The 15,314-nt window shown below is 70.9% G+C and carries 12 protein-coding genes; 10 read left to right on the top strand and 2 right to left on the bottom strand.

The annotated features are described in order from the left end of the window. Positions 1–46: 46 nt before the first annotated feature. On the bottom strand, positions 47–2,536 hold the full coding sequence (locus tag ACZ6S0_RS35060; RefSeq protein ID WP_465923620.1) for a collagenase: 2,490 nt from the start codon (positions 2,534–2,536) through the stop codon (positions 47–49). 142 nt (positions 2,537–2,678) lie between these two features. On the opposite strand from ACZ6S0_RS35060, the gene ACZ6S0_RS35065 reads away from it, so the two are divergent. The 6 genes from ACZ6S0_RS35065 to ACZ6S0_RS35090 all read left to right on the top strand — a co-directional run bounded on the left by ACZ6S0_RS35065 (position 2,679) and on the right by ACZ6S0_RS35090 (position 10,418). Further along, positions 2,679–3,635 carry a LysR family transcriptional regulator gene (locus ACZ6S0_RS35065; protein WP_465923621.1) on the top strand — a complete coding sequence of 319 codons (957 nt, stop codon included), beginning with the start codon at positions 2,679–2,681 and terminating at the stop codon, positions 3,633–3,635. Positions 3,636–3,708: 73 nt separating this feature from the next. Then, a complete protein-coding gene (locus ACZ6S0_RS35070) occupies positions 3,709–4,155 on the top strand; it encodes a hypothetical protein (RefSeq protein ID WP_465923622.1) in 447 nt (148 codons plus the stop codon). 127 nt (positions 4,156–4,282) lie between these two features. Continuing rightward, a complete protein-coding gene (locus ACZ6S0_RS35075) occupies positions 4,283–7,456 on the top strand; it encodes an AfsR/SARP family transcriptional regulator (RefSeq protein ID WP_465923623.1) in 3,174 nt (1,057 codons plus the stop codon). Positions 7,457–7,578: 122 nt separating this feature from the next. Continuing rightward, positions 7,579–8,526, top strand: coding sequence for a hypothetical protein (locus ACZ6S0_RS35080; protein ID WP_465923624.1), 948 nt, complete (start codon positions 7,579–7,581; stop codon positions 8,524–8,526). A gap of 145 nt (positions 8,527–8,671) precedes the next feature. Beyond that, positions 8,672–9,031, top strand: a complete 360-nt coding sequence (locus ACZ6S0_RS35085) for an effector-associated constant component EACC1 (protein WP_465923625.1) — start codon at positions 8,672–8,674, stop codon at positions 9,029–9,031. Beyond that, a complete protein-coding gene (locus ACZ6S0_RS35090) occupies positions 9,021–10,418 on the top strand; it encodes a caspase, EACC1-associated type (RefSeq protein ID WP_465923626.1) in 1,398 nt (465 codons plus the stop codon). Before ACZ6S0_RS35085 ends, ACZ6S0_RS35090 begins: the two co-directional genes overlap by 11 nt. A gap of 30 nt (positions 10,419–10,448) precedes the next feature. On the opposite strand, the gene ACZ6S0_RS35095 is transcribed toward ACZ6S0_RS35090, so the two are convergent. After that, on the bottom strand, positions 10,449–11,522 hold the full coding sequence (locus ACZ6S0_RS35095; RefSeq protein WP_465923627.1) for a DUF418 domain-containing protein: 1,074 nt from the start codon (positions 11,520–11,522) through the stop codon (positions 10,449–10,451). A gap of 268 nt (positions 11,523–11,790) precedes the next feature. Here ACZ6S0_RS35095 and ACZ6S0_RS35100 point away from each other — a divergent pair, with 268 nt between their 5' ends. The 4 genes from ACZ6S0_RS35100 to ACZ6S0_RS35115 all read left to right on the top strand — a co-directional run bounded on the left by ACZ6S0_RS35100 (position 11,791) and on the right by ACZ6S0_RS35115 (position 15,177). Beyond that, a complete protein-coding gene (locus tag ACZ6S0_RS35100; RefSeq protein WP_465923628.1) occupies positions 11,791–12,594 on the top strand; it encodes an SAM-dependent methyltransferase in 804 nt (267 codons plus the stop codon). Positions 12,595–12,667: 73 nt separating this feature from the next. Continuing rightward, positions 12,668–13,345, top strand: a complete 678-nt coding sequence (locus tag ACZ6S0_RS35105) for an SDR family NAD(P)-dependent oxidoreductase (protein WP_465923629.1) — start codon at positions 12,668–12,670, stop codon at positions 13,343–13,345. A gap of 201 nt (positions 13,346–13,546) precedes the next feature. Next, positions 13,547–14,065, top strand: a complete 519-nt coding sequence (locus ACZ6S0_RS35110; RefSeq protein WP_465923630.1) for a SigE family RNA polymerase sigma factor — start codon at positions 13,547–13,549, stop codon at positions 14,063–14,065. Continuing rightward, positions 14,062–15,177 carry a hypothetical protein gene (locus ACZ6S0_RS35115; protein WP_465923631.1) on the top strand — a complete coding sequence of 372 codons (1,116 nt, stop codon included), beginning with the start codon at positions 14,062–14,064 and terminating at the stop codon, positions 15,175–15,177. The genes ACZ6S0_RS35110 and ACZ6S0_RS35115 overlap by 4 nt, the downstream gene beginning before the upstream one ends. Positions 15,178–15,314: the final 137 nt, after the last annotated feature.

Here is a 15,314-nt window from a genome sequence, read left to right on the forward strand (position 1 = left end):
GCCTCCCGCCAGGGCGGGCCCGGCGGGAGGCGCTACGGCGTCGCCGTCAGTACTCGGTCTTCACGCTCGCGCCGGAGAAGGCCGACGCGCCGTGCAGGCTGATGTAGACGTAACCGGCGGGCGGGTTGGAGACGGTCAGGCTCTCGGAGTTGCCCGAGGCGGTGGAGCGTTGCGTGTAGTTGCCGGTCGTGGCCCAGCCGGTGGGGCTGTAGTAGAGGTCGGCGTTGCCGGTGCCGCCGGAGGCCGTGACGGTCAGCCGGGAGACGCCGGAGGGCAGGTAGAGGTAGAGGTAGGCGTAGCCGCCTTGGGCGGCCGACAGGTTGCCGCGCCGGCAGTTGCGGTCGAGCTGCCGGGTGTCGGCGCCGGTGCATTCGGGGGTGGAGCCGCCGGTGGACACCACGACGCTACGACTCGCCGTGCCCGTGGCGCCCTTGTCGTCGGTCACCGTGAGCGTGGCGGTGTAGGTGCCCTGTGCCGCATAGGCGTGCGACGGGTTGGCCGTGGTCGAGGTCGCGCCGTCGCCGAAGTCCCAGCGGCGGGAGGCGATCGTGCCGTCAGGGTCGGTGGAGGTGTCGGTGAAGGAGACGTTGAGCCCGCTGGTGACGGCGGTGAACGAGGCGGCCGGGGCCTGGTTGCCGCCGCCTCCGCCCGCGCAGGATCCGGCGGCGCAGGCGGCCAGCCAGGTGTACCAGTCGGAGTCGTAGCGGCTGCCGATCGAGCTGGTCAGGAACGATCGGGCCGTGCTCCAGGCGCCGGTCCTGTAGTGGCCGAGCAGCGTGCGCAGGTCGCCCGGGTGCTTCTCGAACATGTAGCGGACGGCCAGGTAGCCCCACCGGTAGACCCGCGTGGTGTCGTGGGAGTAGGTGGTGTTCCACAGCGTGCTGAGGGCGTAGGTACGCCTGCCCGCCTCGGTGATGGCGGCGTCGTACGTCATCTTCCTGTAGGAGTAGGAGACGTACTCGGCGAAGCCCTCGATCCACCAGATCGTCGGCGTGCTGACCCCGGCGGTGAAGTCGCCGTACATGTTGAAGCGGCCGTCGAGGTAGTGGGTGTACTCGTGGTTGAGGTTCCAGATCTGGAAGTCCGGGCGCAGCCACTCGGCCTCGTAGGCGATGAAGCGCGGCTGGTTGCCCTGCGCCGACGGGTCTCCCTCCAGGTACATGCCGCCGTTGTTGGTGTCGATCCCGAACAGGGCGCCGGCGTAGGTCTGGTAGTCGGTGCTGGAGTCGAAGGCCACCACTTCGAGGGTGGTGTTGTTGTCGTTCGCGACCGGTCCGCCGTCCTGGGCGAGGTTGTGGAAGTACGCGTCCTGGTTGGCCAGGCTGGTGCAGGTGCCGGCCAGTTGGGCGGAGGTCATGTCCTGCGCGCGGATCCTGATGCTTGCGCTGCAGGTGTGGTTGATCGGCAGGACGCTGGAGGCGAGGCGCTGCTGGAGGTCGCAGGTGTCGTAGTAGGCGCAGTTGGCCTTGTCGTAGTAGTCGGTCATCTCCGCGACGCCCACCCACAGGGGCGCGGTGGTCCCGGTGATGGAGCTGCGCCCGAGCAGGTTCCTGGCCTGCGGCCGGACCGTCTGGAGCAGGGGCTGATGCTGCAGGAAGCGGCCCAGTTCGCGACCGGCGTTCGAGGTCAGGTAGGCGCGGTCGGTGCCGAGCAGCGACAGGTGGTCGGTCGCGAACGAGTTCAGCGTGGTGAGCACGCTGGTGTCGGACTGGACGGCGCTGACGAACGCGGGCACCTGGTGGCCACGGAAGAGCACGGTGTAGACGTTGTTGACCGCGTTGAGCATCCACCACGAGGAGTCGTACGAGCTGTTGTAGTCGTTGAGCAGGCGCTTGACGACGTGCAGGTAGCGCGCGTTCTGCTCGGCGCTGTCGATCAGGGTGACCGCCTCGGCCAGCACCTCGCCGTTGGCGTCGTTGACCGTCCAGGCGCGGGAGGCGGCGAAGAACGCGTCGAGACCCGACTGGATGGCCGTGGTGAGGGTTTGGCCGTAACTGCCGACGTCGGTGGGGTGGTACCACTGCACGTAGTATCCGGCGCGCAGATAGAGGACCAGTTGCGCGGTCGAGGTCGTGTTGTCGCCCGGGTAGGAGGCGGCGTTGTCCCGCAGGGCGTAGGCGACGGTCGCCATCTGCGCCTCGCGGAAGGCGTAATAGGCGTCGCCGCCGGTCAGGTTGAACAGGGTGTTGACGCAGTCGGTGGTGCTCGCCTTGATCTGCTGCACGAGGGCGCTGCCCGAGCGGCTGGTGAAGTCGGCCGTGTCACAGGCCGCCGCGACCGCCTTGGCCTTGGCCGACGGTCTGGGGTGTTCTGGCTCGCTGGCGGGCTCGTCGTAGTCCTTGCGCAGCGCGTCGGCGCCGGCGGAGCGAGGTGGGCGGTCGGCCATGTCCAGCCGGTCCTTCCGGACGTGCGGCGGGTCGCTCTGGGCCGAGGCGATGGGGGTGGACGGGGGCGGTTCGGCGGCTGCCCGCGCGGGTGCCGGGGCGAGGCACTGGGCAACGACGCAGGCCGCTAACAGGACTGAGAGACGGCGCACGGAAACCTCCTGGGGGGTAACGGATGGATTCGAGGCCGCTCTGAGTGTCGTATCGGTGAGCGCTCCGCCGTCATAAGCGGATCCATAAATCTCGCTGATGCCCCTCTGGAGGCGCGAGGATGAAATATCACATAATTCTCGGGTGGACCTCGACCTGAGACATCTCCGCATGGTCTGTGCCATCGCGGAGACGGGGAGCCTCACCAAGGCGGCCGCCCGCCTCGGTCTGTCGCAACCGGCGATCACCAGCCGGCTGCACAAGTTCGAAGAGCTGGTCGGGGGCAGCCTCTTCGTCCGCACCCGCGCCGGCTCCGAGCCCACCGCGCTGGGCCGGCAGGTGGTCTCGCGGGCCCGGATCGTACTGCACGAGATCGACGCGTTGGTCGACGACCTGCTGGCGGCGACCACCTCGTCCACGGAGCTGAACCTCGGGGCCAACCACTTCCCCTGCGTGGCGAGCATCGTCGACCGGGTGAGCGAGGTGGTGCCGGGACGGGCGGTGTCGCTGCGCATCGAGCCGTCCTCGGCGCTGCTCGCCGACGGGCTGGCCCACGGCTGGCTCGACGCGGCGCTCATGGGCATGATCGAGGGGACGGGGGTTCCGCTCCACGCGCCCATCACGATGCGTACGCTCGTCCCGCGCTACCCGATCTTCGTCGCCCTGTCGGCCACGCACGCGCTGGCCCAGCGGACCTCGGTCCGGCTCGAGGAACTCAGGAACGAGCGGTGGATCCGTCCGCCGGGCGCCGACGACGGGTCGTTGGCCTCGCTCCGCACCGCCTGCCGCGCGGCCGGATTCGAGCCGGACATCCGCTACGACGCCCCCAGCGGGGCCGGCAGCCCTCTGGTCGCCGCCGGGCACGGCGTCCGGCTCGTGGACCCGGGCTGGCCGCCGTCCCCGGGGACGGTCACCCTCCCCCTGGCGGGGGAACCGCAGATGGCACGGCTGGTCATGGCGTGGCGGCGGGACCGGCTGAACGCCGACGCCGCCGGGGCTATCTACCGAGGGCTCGCCACCGCCTTCCTGGACCACGTGGACGACAACCGGGCCTTCCGCCAGTGGTGGGACCGCCACCCCGAGAGTCACCCCGTGCTCTGACGCGGCGGCGCGTCAGCGGACGTGTCAGCACGGCAACGGTCCGGTGTCAGAGCGGTCGGCGATCGTGAATGCCATGAGCGACGCCACGACCAACCTGAAGGAGCACACCACCATGGCCATCACCCTCACCGACCAGGACAAGCTCACCCTGCGCACCGCCGCGTACGGCGCCGTCACGCTGATGGCCGCCGCCGGCGCCGCCGGCTCGCCCCACAAGATCGCCACCGACGGCACCATCGCCCTGTACTCCGCGACCGGCCTGGTCGGGCACGTGCTCTCCGAGAAGTCCAAGGGCGTGAAGCTGAACGACAAGTCCGTGGCCGGGCTCGCCGACCGCGTGCTGCCGGCGCTGACGGCCGCCATGAGCCTGCTCAAGCAGCAGGATCCGGCGGAGGCCGACAACTTCCGCGGCGCCGTCGTCATCGCCGTCGACGCGGCCGCCAGGACCCACCAGGGCCGGCCCAGCCCCACCCTGGTGGAGATGGCCAACAAGATCACCGAGGCTCTCGACGCCGCCTGACGAGAGGTCGATCCGCGCCGCCGGGTCAGGGGCCGCGACCCCGTGACCCGGTGGCGCGGCTTCCGGGGCAGGGCGGCGGACACCCACTCGTCGCGACATATCGCGATTCCGCGTACCATGTCTGACCGTGACCGATGTGCACGTTGGACTGCTCGGGCCGTTCGAGGTCAGGAACCGCGACGGGGCCGTGGTGGAGGTCCCCGGGGTGCGGCTGCGCGCGCTGCTGGCCGCGCTCGCCCTCGAACCCGGCCGGATCGTCGCCCGTACGCGGCTGGTGGACTGGATCTGGGGGGAACAGCCGCCCGCGGACGAGGTGAACGCCTTGCAGGCGTTGGTGTCCAGGCTGCGCAGGGTGTTGCCGGACGGCGTGATCGAGGCCGACTCCGGCGGCTACCGGCTGGCCGTGGCTCCCGACGCCGTGGACGTGAGCCGGTTCGAGCGCCTGGTCGGTCGGGCCCGCGCCGCCGAGCCCGAGCAGCGGGCGGAGCTGCTGCACTCGGCCCTGGCCTTGTGGCGCGGCCCGGCCATGGCGGACATCGCGCTGCGCGACAGCGAGGTGTTCGACGCCGTGGTCGCGCGCCTCGACGAACTCCACGTCGCCGCGCTCGGGGATCGCGTGGACGCGGATCTGCGCCTCGGCCGCGGCTCGGAGCTGGTCTCCGAGCTGACCGGGCTGGTCGCCACGTATCCGCTGCGTGAGGGGTTCGTGGCGGCCCTGATGCGGGCGCTCGCCGAGGCCGGGCGCGCGAATGAGGCGCTGACCGTCTACCAGCGGACGCGCGAGCGGCTCGCCGAGGAGCTGGGCGCCGATCCGTCGGCCGAGCTGTCCGCGCTGCACACCGCGTTGCTGCGGGGCGAGCTGGGCGAACGGGCGGAGAGCCGCAGGACGAACCTGCGCGCCGAGCTGACGAGTTTCGTCGGCAAGGACGACGACATCTCCGCGGTCGCCGAGCTGGCCGCTACCCACCGGCTGGTCACGTTGACGGGGCCGGGCGGCTCCGGCAAGACCAGGCTGGCCACGGAGACCTCACGGGCGATGCTCGCCGAGCTGCCCGACGGGGCGTGGCTGGTCGAACTGGCCTCGGTGCGGGCGGGCGGTGAGCTGGCACAGGCCGCCCTCACCGCGATCGGCCTGCGCGACCAGGGACTGCTCGGTGGCGCGCGGAACGGGGAGCCGATGGACCGGCTCGTCGCCGCGCTCCGGGAGCGCGCGATCCTGCTGGTCCTGGACAACTGCGAGCACGTGATCGAGGCGGCCGCGGCCTTCGCGGACCGGCTGCTCGGAGAGTGCCGCAGTCTGCGGATCGTGGCCACGAGCAGGGAACCTCTCGGCATCACCGGCGAGGTGCTGTGGCAGGTCGAGCCGCTCGCGCTGCCCGCGAAGGGGGCGGACCCCGCCGAGGTCGGATCCTCGCCCGCGGTACGGCTGCTGCGCGACCGCGCGGGCCTGGTGCGCAAGGACATCGGCTCCGACGCGCACACCCTGTCCACCATGGAGCGGATCTGCCGGGCGCTCGACGGGATACCGCTGGCCATCGAGCTGGCCGCGGCCCGGCTGCGCACCATGTCCCTCGACCAGCTCGCGCGCCGGCTCGACGACCGGTTCCGGCTGCTGACCAGCGGCAGCCGTACGGCGCTCTCCCGGCACAAGACGTTGCGCGCGGTCGTGGACTGGAGCTGGGATCTGCTGACCGAGGCCGAACGCGGCGTGCTGCGGCGGCTCTCGGTCTTCTCCGGCGGGGCGAGCCTGGAGGCCGCCGAACGGGTGTGCGGGGACGAGTCGTTCCCCGAGGAGTCCGGGGAGCCCGGGGAGCCCGGGGAGCAGGTGCTCGACGTGCTGACCGCGTTGATCGAGAAGTCGCTGCTGCTCGCCGACGGCGAGGACACGCCGCGCTACCGGATGCTCGACACCATCAGGGAGTACGCGGCGCACCGCCTCACCGAGGCCGGGGAGAGCGAGCAGGCCCGCCGGGCGCACCTCGCCTACTTCACCGAGCTGGCCGAGACGGCCGATCCGCACCTGCGCCGGGCCGAGCAACTGGAGTGGCTGTCCACGCTCCAGGCCGAGCACGACAACGTCAACGCGGCCCTGCGCGGGGCGATCTCCGAGGGCTGGGCCCAGGAGGCGATGCGGCTGGTCGGGGCCGCGGGCTGGTACTGGTTCCTCAGCGGGCACCGGACCGAGGGCACCGAGCTGGGCATCGCGGCGGCCTCGCTGCCCGGTGAGGCGTCCGATGAGGTGCGGGCGATGGCGTACGGCATCGTGGCGGTGTTCCTGACCTCCGGGATCAGCGGCGACCAGTATCAGGCGCGGGAGTGGATCCAGGGGGCGCACCAGTTCACCCGGTTCAGCGCGGATCTCCACCCCATTCTCGGGTTCATCGCGCCGCTGGAGCGGATGCTGCAGGGGTCAACGGACTTCCTTCCCGCCTTCGACCCGCTCATCGGCGACGACGATCCATGGGTGCGCGCGCAGGCCAGGCTCAGCCGCGGCCGGCTGCGGCTCACGCTCGGCGGCGACGAGACCGACGTGGACCTCGACACCGAAATCGCCCTTGCCGAGTTCCGCGCGCTGGGTGACCGGTGGGGGATCTCGATGGCGCTGAGCTTCCTGGCCGATCGGCTCGCCATGCGCGGTGAGCCGGCACGCGCGTGCGAGCTGTTCGAAGAGGCGGCCGTGGCGATGACCGAGGTGGGCGCGACCGAGGACGCGGTCGGCATGCGGGCGCGACAGGCCCAGCTCTACTGGCTGCTCGGCGATGACCTGTCCAGCAGGTCCGCCATGGCCGAGGCGGAGCGGTGCGCGGGCGGGATCACCTCGCCGGACGCGCTCACCGAACTCGGGCTCGCGAACGCGAAGCTGGCGCGCTGGCGCGGCGATCCCGACCAGGCACGCAGGCACCTGGCCACGGTGTTGAAGACGGTGAACGACACCGAACTGGCCGACGCCGTACGCACCCAGGCCATGGACCTGTCCGGCTACCTCGCCGAGGACCTGGAGACGGCCCGCGCGTACCGGGCCGAGGCGTTGCGCGCGGTGACGGAGCACACGCCGTCGGTCGCCGAGGTGCTGATCGGGATCGCGGATCACGCGCTGCGCCAAGGGCAGTACGAGCAGGCCGCGCGGCTGCTCGCGGCCGGCGACGTGGTGCGCGGCACGCCGGATCGTTCGCAGCCGGACGCCTCCAGGATCGCCGCGGAGACGCGCAGTCGCCTCGGCGAGACCGTGTTCGCCGAGGCGACCCGTGACGGGCAGCGCAGGGACTGGCGGGAACTGGCCGAGATCACGCTCGCTCCGTGAACGACGCTCGCCTTCCGGCGAGGCGATCCTTTGATCCAGATACGTACGTGTGCGGGAATCTCATCTGCTTCAATGGCCGGACCGAAAGGTTTCGCGCCGACAGCCTGAGACCTGGAGGAACGATGAGCCTGGCGAGCCTCGGGCTGACCGCCGCGCAGGAGCGGCTGTACCGCTACCTGCTGCGCACCACGCACGCCGATCTGGACACCGCCGCCGCCGAACTGTCCATGTCCGACGCCCGGCAGGTGGCCGTCGAGTTGCGCGCGCTCGGCCTGGTGGACCGGAAGCTGACCGCGGTCACCCCCGCCGCGGCCGTGGACCTCCTGGTACGACGCCGCATCGAGCAGACCCAGCGCCAGCTCAGCGAGCTGACCCTCGCCTGGGACGTGCTCACAGAGCTGTCCGAGGAGCAACGCCGGGGCCGCCCCGTGCAGATGGTCGAGCACATCGAGGACGGGGCGACCGTCACCCGCCGCATCTACGCGCTGCTGGCCGACGACCCCGGCGAGTTCGTGCACCTCAAGTCGCACGCCCTGGTCACCGGGCCGCAGGAGAACCACGAGGCCCGCTACGACCACTCCATCTTCAGGCGCTCCCTGGCGACCGGGCTGTACAGCCGCACCCTGTTCTCCGCGCACGCCCTGGACGATCCCCGCCAGGCGCCGTACGCGCGGCAGTGGCACGCCCTGGGCGACCTGCACCGGGTCACCACCGAACCGATCAGGCACCTGGCCATCGTCAACCGCTGCGTCGCCTTCGTCCAGGCCGGGCTCGGCGACCCGAGGTCAGGCGCGCTGCAGATCCGCCAGCCGGGCGTGGTCGCGATGATGGCCGACGTCTTCGACGGCATGTGGGAACGCGCCCGCGACCTGGACGACCTGCCCCTCTCCCCCATCGAGCAGCACGTGCTGGACGCGCTGACCCGCCACGACACCGACGAGGCCGCCGCCCGCTCGCTGAACGTGTCCGTCCGCAAGTTCCGCGCCCACGTCGCCGACCTGATGGGCCGTCTCGGCGCCACCACCCGCTTCCAGGCCGCCCTGCGCGCCAAGGAACGCGGCTGGCTCTGACCAGGCCGGGCCGATGCGTCCCCAGATCAGGACGGTAACCGGTTCAGGTAATGAACGTTTCCTGACACGCCTCCCCGCGATGACTCATGCTGTATTTCGGACCCTGAGCGGATCGGGTTTTCTCGGATCGTTGGGAGGACGGGTGATGCACGTCGAAATCCGGGTCGCCACCGCTGACGACCTGACGGGCGAATTGGTCTCGCTGACGAAATGGCTGCAGGGCCAGCGCCCCCTGCAGGGCAGGGTTCGGCCGGTCAGGCGACCGCCCGGCCCCGAGGAACTCGGCGGACCCGTCGAACTGCTCAGCATCGCGGTGGGCTCGGGCGGGATGGGGCTGGTGCTGGCCCGCGCGCTGACGACGTGGCTGACCAACCGGCACTCCGACGTGTCCATCACGATCACCTCCCCGGACCACACCGTGACGGTGGAGGCCAAACGGGTGGACGACGCGCTGCCGCTGCTCCAGGAGGTGCTGAACCACGCGGGCAAGGCCGATGCGGACTGACCCGCCGCCGGCCGACCCGCGCTGGGCCGGCGGCTCGCAGGCGATCCTCATCGGGACCTCCGTACACCAGGACGACAGCCTGCCCGACCTGCCCGCGGCGACCAACAGCCTCATGGCCGTGCGCTCGGTGCTGACCGACCCGCTCCTGTGCGGCTGGCCGGCCGAGAACGTCAGCGTGCTGCACAACCAGGCCGACTGCCGGATCGTGGCCCAGCGGATCCGGCAGTCGGCCCAGGAGACCACCGGTGTGCTGCTGCTCTATTTCGTCGGGCACGGCGTGCTGACCGCCGAGGGCGAGCTGTGCCTGGCCCTGGCCGACACCGTCGCGGACGACGCCGACCTGACCGGTCTGGAGTACTCCAGGATCCGTGGCGCGCTGCGGAACAGCCCGGCCACGGTGAAGATCGCCATCCTGGACTGCTGCTACGCGGGAACGGTCATCCAGTCCGAGTCCCTGTCCGCGCCGGGCGGCCTGATCGCCGACCAGAGCGACGTACGGGGTGTCTACACGCTGACCGCCAGCGACCTGACCGCCCACGTCGCGCCCTTCGACGACCAGCTCGACGTCTGCACCTCCTTCACCGGTGAGCTGCTGCGCCTGATCCGCAGCGGGATCCCGGACGAACCCGACCCCCTCACCCTGGGCGTCCTGTACGGGCACCTGCGGCACCGGCTGCGCGTGCGAGGGCTGCCCGAACCCAACCAGCGCGGCACCGACAACGCCCAGAGCTTCGGCTTCACCAGAAACGCCGCCCGTTCCACCACCGGCACCACCCGTCAGACCGCCGCCCACCCGCCTCTCGGCGACCGGGACCAACTGGCCCGGCCCGTTCCCGCCGGCCCGGTCAGCAAGGGTCAGACGTTCGCCCCGGACCGGGGACTGGGCTGGCTGTGGTGGCTGCTGTCCCTCGTGCCGCTGGCCGCCGCCGCCCTCTGCGTGAAGTTGATCGAGATCTCGTTCCAGATGCCGGGGCTCGTCCTGCCCATGCTGCTGGTGATCGGCGTGGTCGGCTGCATGCTCTCCTTCGGGCTCTTCCTGAGCATGATCCGGCGGGGCGACCAGCGCATGAAACGGCGGCTGGCCCGCCTGCTCATCGTGAACGCGGCCGGCATCGAGGTACGGGTGCGCGACCAGCGCTGGTTCTACCGGTGGAACGACATCTCCCGCGTCACCGAACAGCGGCGGCGCTTGCGCCGCTACATCTGCCTCCAGTTGAAGCCCTCGGTCGCGCTGCCCTCGGCCCAGCGCCGCAACGATCTCAGCCCGTGGTACGACCCGGGCCGGGGCGAGGTCCTGTTCACCACGCTCAGCGGCTACCGGGCCGGAAGGCGGGAGATCACCCAAGAGATCGCCCACTGCGCCGGGACCAAGTGGGTGCTGGACTGACCCTCGCGAACGCCGTTCCGCCCTGGCTCGTCACGTCCTGGCGCGGCTGAGCGGTGGACGTCGGGCCCAGGTCGCCCAGCGCCACAACCACTCCAAGGGCCCCTGGCGGTGACCGCGCAGCCAGAGGGTGGACAGCAGCCACTGGGCGGCGAGGACGGCTCCCGCGGTCACGTACGCCACCTGCAGGGATTGGCCGACGGGCAGTCCGAGGACGCGGCTCGCCGCCAGGACGAGGAGGGTGGCGGTCAGGTAGTTGGTCAGCGCCATCCGGCCCAGTGGCGCGAAGAGGGCCCGCAGCACCGGCCGCAACGGCGTTCTGAGCAGGACCAGCACGGCGCACACGTACACACCGGCGAGCAGCAGATCGGCCAGGCCGGACGTGAAGGACGGCTGGGGCGCGCCCGTCCCGGTTCGCACCCACAGGAGAGCGGCCGCTCCCGCCGCGAAGGCCAGGCCCAGCAGGAGTGGCCCGCGCAGGGACCGCTCGAGCTGCTCGATCACCCCGTACCGGACCAGTGCCGAGCCCAGCAGGAACAACCCGGCGATCAACAGGGGTCCGCCCCCGCTGCTGATCAGCGCCGCCGCCATGAGCGCCGGTGCGAGGCCCGCCACGGCCCACCGCGGCAGCCAGGCCGAGGGCAGCAGCACCAGCAGGCCGACGACGGCGTACTTGGTGAGGATCTCGCCCGGCCACAGCAGCAGGTGCGGCAGGCCGATCGCGAGCAACGCGAGCAGTCGGCGCAGCAGGACCAGTTCCGGGCGGGGGACGCGGTCCGCGGCGGAGTCCAGCAGCAACGAGAACCCGATGCCGAACAGCAGGGAGAACACCGGGAGCCCGAGCCAGGGGTCCCAGTCGCCCATGGGCTGCGTCGCGACGGCGGTGCCGCCGTTGGCGATCAACTGGATGTTGGCGAGCAGGATCTCGCACAACGTGAACCCGCGCAGCACGTCGAGCGCGACGATCCTGGACCGGCCGGACGCGGGCTCGGCGGTCTGGGGCGGGTCGAGAGAGGCGGCGTCGGGCCCGTCGTGCGGATGACGGTGGCCGGGGCGCCCGGCCGGGCCCTCGGAGTGCGGCTCCTGAGGGAGAGCTTCGCGTGCCATGGGGCCTTATCCTGCGCGGTTCGCGCGGGCGACGACACCGGTCAAAGGCAGGGTTCGCGGCGTCGACGGCCGTACTTTCGGCCGACTCGTCGAGCGAGGGCGGGGGCCTGGCCTTCTCGGGGCGGATTCCTCCCGCGGCCGGGGTTCCCCAGCGATCAGGTGCCCGACAAATCAGTGAACTCCCGATGTTCATCTACCGAGAAGATCATTCATCAGATCAGTGGACGTCTAGGATCTTAGGTGATCGACTCCGCGAGGAAGGACACCTGTGGCCGAGCAGTCAAACAAGTGGACGAGTGCGATCGACACCACCAAACCCAGCATCGCCAGAGCCTACGACGTCGTCCTCCACGGGAAGGACAACTTCGAGGTCGATCGCGCCTTTGTCGCGGAGATCGTGAAGGTCATACCTGAGATCTACGACGTGGCGGCCTACAACCGGCAGATTCTGGGGCGCGGCGTCCGGTTTCTGATCGACCAGGGTGTCACGCAGTTCCTCGACCTCGGCTCTGGGCTGCCGACCGTGCAGAACACCCACCAGGTCGCGCAGAGCGTGAACCCCGAAGCGCGCGTGGTCTACGTCGACAACGATCCGATGGTGCTGGCGCACGGCCGGGCCCTGCTGGCCGAGAACGACCGCACCGGGGTGGTCACCTCGGACCTGCGCGACCCGGCGGCGATCCTCGCGGACGAGGCCGTCCAGCGGCTCATCGACTTCAGCCGCCCGGTCGCCGTGATGATGATCGGCATCCTGCACCACCTGCACGACGACGAGGACCCGTGGGGCATCGTCGAGGCGTACATGGACGCGGTCCCGTCCGGTAGCCACCTCTTCGTCACCCACTTCTGCGACTCCTTCCCCGGATCCCGCGAGGCGGAGGAGAAGTATCTCGCGCTCCTCGGCACCGGCCGGTTCCGCACCGTCGCCGAGATCACCTCCTTCTTCAAGGGGCACGACCTGGTCGAGCCGGGTGTCGTACCGCTGCCGCAGTGGCGCCCGGAGGAGGACCTCCCCGAGGAGCTGAGCGTGGGCCAGCGCCTGATGTTCGGCGGCATCGCCGTCAAACCCTGACCACGGCCCGACGACCGACAAGCCGCTCCAGCTCGGGCGTGATGATCAGTTCTCGGACGATGAGAAGAGCCTCATGGGACATGTGCTGGTGACCGGCGCCACCGGAGGGATCGGGACGGCGCTGGTCAGCGCGCTCGTGGCGGCGGGGCATCGGGTGACCGCCGTGGGGCGCGGCGTCGGGCGGCTGGAGGTCCCGGGGATCGAGGCGGATCTGGCCGAGCCAGGGACGCTCGCCACCGCCATGAAGGCGCTGGAGGACACGGGGGGACTCGCGGACGTGCACGCCCTGGTGCACTGTGCGGGGATCTCCCCCGTCGAGGCCGTCGCCGAGGCCGGACCTGAGACCTGGCGGCGTACGCTGGCGGTCAACGTGGCCTCCGCCGCCGAGCTGGTCCGGCTGACGCTGCCCGCGCTGCGGCGTTCCAGAGGTCATGTGGTCTTCGTCAACGCCTCGCCCGGGTTGACCGGTGTCCCGCGCTGGGGGGCGTTCGTGGCCAGCAAGGCGGCGCTGCGGGAGCTGGCCGACTCGCTGCGCGAGGAGGAAGCGGCCCACGGGGTACGCGTCACCACGGTGTATCCGGCGGCGACGGCCACCGACCTGCTGGGGGAGGTCAGGAGCGCCTTCGGGCGGCCGTACGATCCCGAGTCGTGCATCCGGCCGCAGACGCTCGCTTCGATGATCACCTGGGTGCTGAGCGCGCCGGCCGACTCCTACGCCTGCGAGATCTCCGTGTTGCCGACTCCGCGCTGAGCCTCGGCGATCATTTCTCGCGCGTCGCTCAGCAGCCGCCGTGCGCGCCCCAGCAGGTCCCGGACCTCGCTGGCGGGCTGTGATCCCCTAGGCCAGCAGGTATCTCCTCCGGCGACGGGGCCCCGGATCGCGACACGTGGGAAATCGGGTGCAACCTTTCGTCCGCCGGGTCGCGTTTTGAACGGGCGAGAGGAGATCGCATTGCATCGTCACGACGAATTCCGCGAGTTCGTGATCGCCCGCCAGCAGTCGCTGATGCGGACGGCGTACCTGCTCACGGGAGACGCGCACCTCGCCGAGGACCTGTTGCAGAGCGTCCTGGTCAAGGTCGCGGGCCAGTGGTCCAAGCTGACCGGCGGCGGCAACCCCGAGGCGTACACCCGTAAGGCGCTCGTCAACCAGTACATCTCGTGGAGGCGCCGGCCCCGGCCGGAGGTGCCGAGCGCCGAGCTGCCGGAGCGCGGCACCTCCCACGACGACGCGGCGCTTCAGCGGATCGTGTTACGCCAGGCGCTGGACAAGCTGCCGCCCAGGCAGCGGGCCGTGATCGTGCTGCGGTTCTGGGAGGACCTGACCGAGGCGCAGACCGCCGAGGCGCTGGGCTGCGCGCCCGGCACCGTCAAGAGCCAGTCCCATCACGCGCTGGCCCGCCTGCGGACGCACGCGCCCGAACTCGCATATCTGCTGGACGACCCGGAGATCAAGGAGATGGCCCGATGACGAGGCTGCGGGAGGCGCTGGACGACATCGCCGCGCAGGCGCCCCTGGTGGACCTGGCCGACGTCGCCGTGGCCGGCTACCGGCGCCGGCGGCGGAGCACGTTCATGCTGGCCGCCGTCGCGACGGTCGCGGTGGTGGGCGCGGCGAGCACCGCGGTGACGCTGCCGTCGCAGGGGGCCGGCGTGGCCGACCGTACGGTCACGCCGCAGCAGGTGGACACCGTTCCCACCCTGCCGGACGGGGCGGTGGGACCGCTCGCGTACGCGTTCCAGACGCCCTGCAAGCGCCAGAGCAATCCGGTCCGCATCGACTGCAGCACGGTCGAGTGGCGGGTGGTCACCCGGAACAACCGGACGTACCGGGTGCCGCAGGCGCTGGCCAACACCGCCAAGGACCGGACCGCGCCCGTCGCGATCAGCCGGGACGGCCGCAGGCTCGTCTACTACAGCCGTCAGGCCAAGGCGCACGTGGTCCGCGATCTGGTGGGCGGCACCCAGGTGACCTCTCCCGTGGCCGTGCCGGAGGAGCGGATCGACATCGGCTCCATGCTGGCGCTCTCCGACGACGGCCGTTACGTGTTCTTCGATCCACGCGAGGGGAGCAAGGATCCCGGGCTGCTGATCGACGTGCGTACCGGCAAGAGCCGATCGGTGGACGGCAAGTACGAGGTGGTCAGCATCAAGGACGGCGTCGCCGAGCTGGTCCGTTACGTCAAGACCGATCTGTGGCAGATGCCGGTCATCGGCGGCGGCCGGCCGGTGCGCTTCGACGGGAAGTTCATCATGTTCAGCGAACTGGCCCCGGACGGCCGCACGGTGGTCGCCTTCGACCACCCGGACCACACCAAGAACAAGCTCAGCGTGCTCGACGCGAAGAACGGACGAATCCTGCGGACGGTGTCCGTCCGTGGGCTGCCCGCGAAGCAGGACGGCGCTGTGCTGGACACCGGTCTGTGGACCAGCGGATCCGAGGTCACGATCATCTACGGAGGCAAGAACGAGATCCGCGCCTACGCGGTCGACATCGGCACCGGCAAGGCCCGCCAGGTGGCCCGCTACCCGGGAGGCGGGAAGCTGGTGAGTCTGGTCCTGCCCGGGATGGCGAGCCAATAGGCCCCCACACCGGGCGCTCGACGCCCCAAACCAGACACCCAGCCGTACCCTGCCCCCGTGCCCTCGGTCGGCTGCTCGCGACCGAGGTCGCCTCCGCGCTCGGCCGGCTCCCCTCCTCGGAGCCGAGTCCCCGATGA

The sequence above is a fragment of the Nonomuraea sp. NPDC051298 genome (assembly GCF_055586305.1).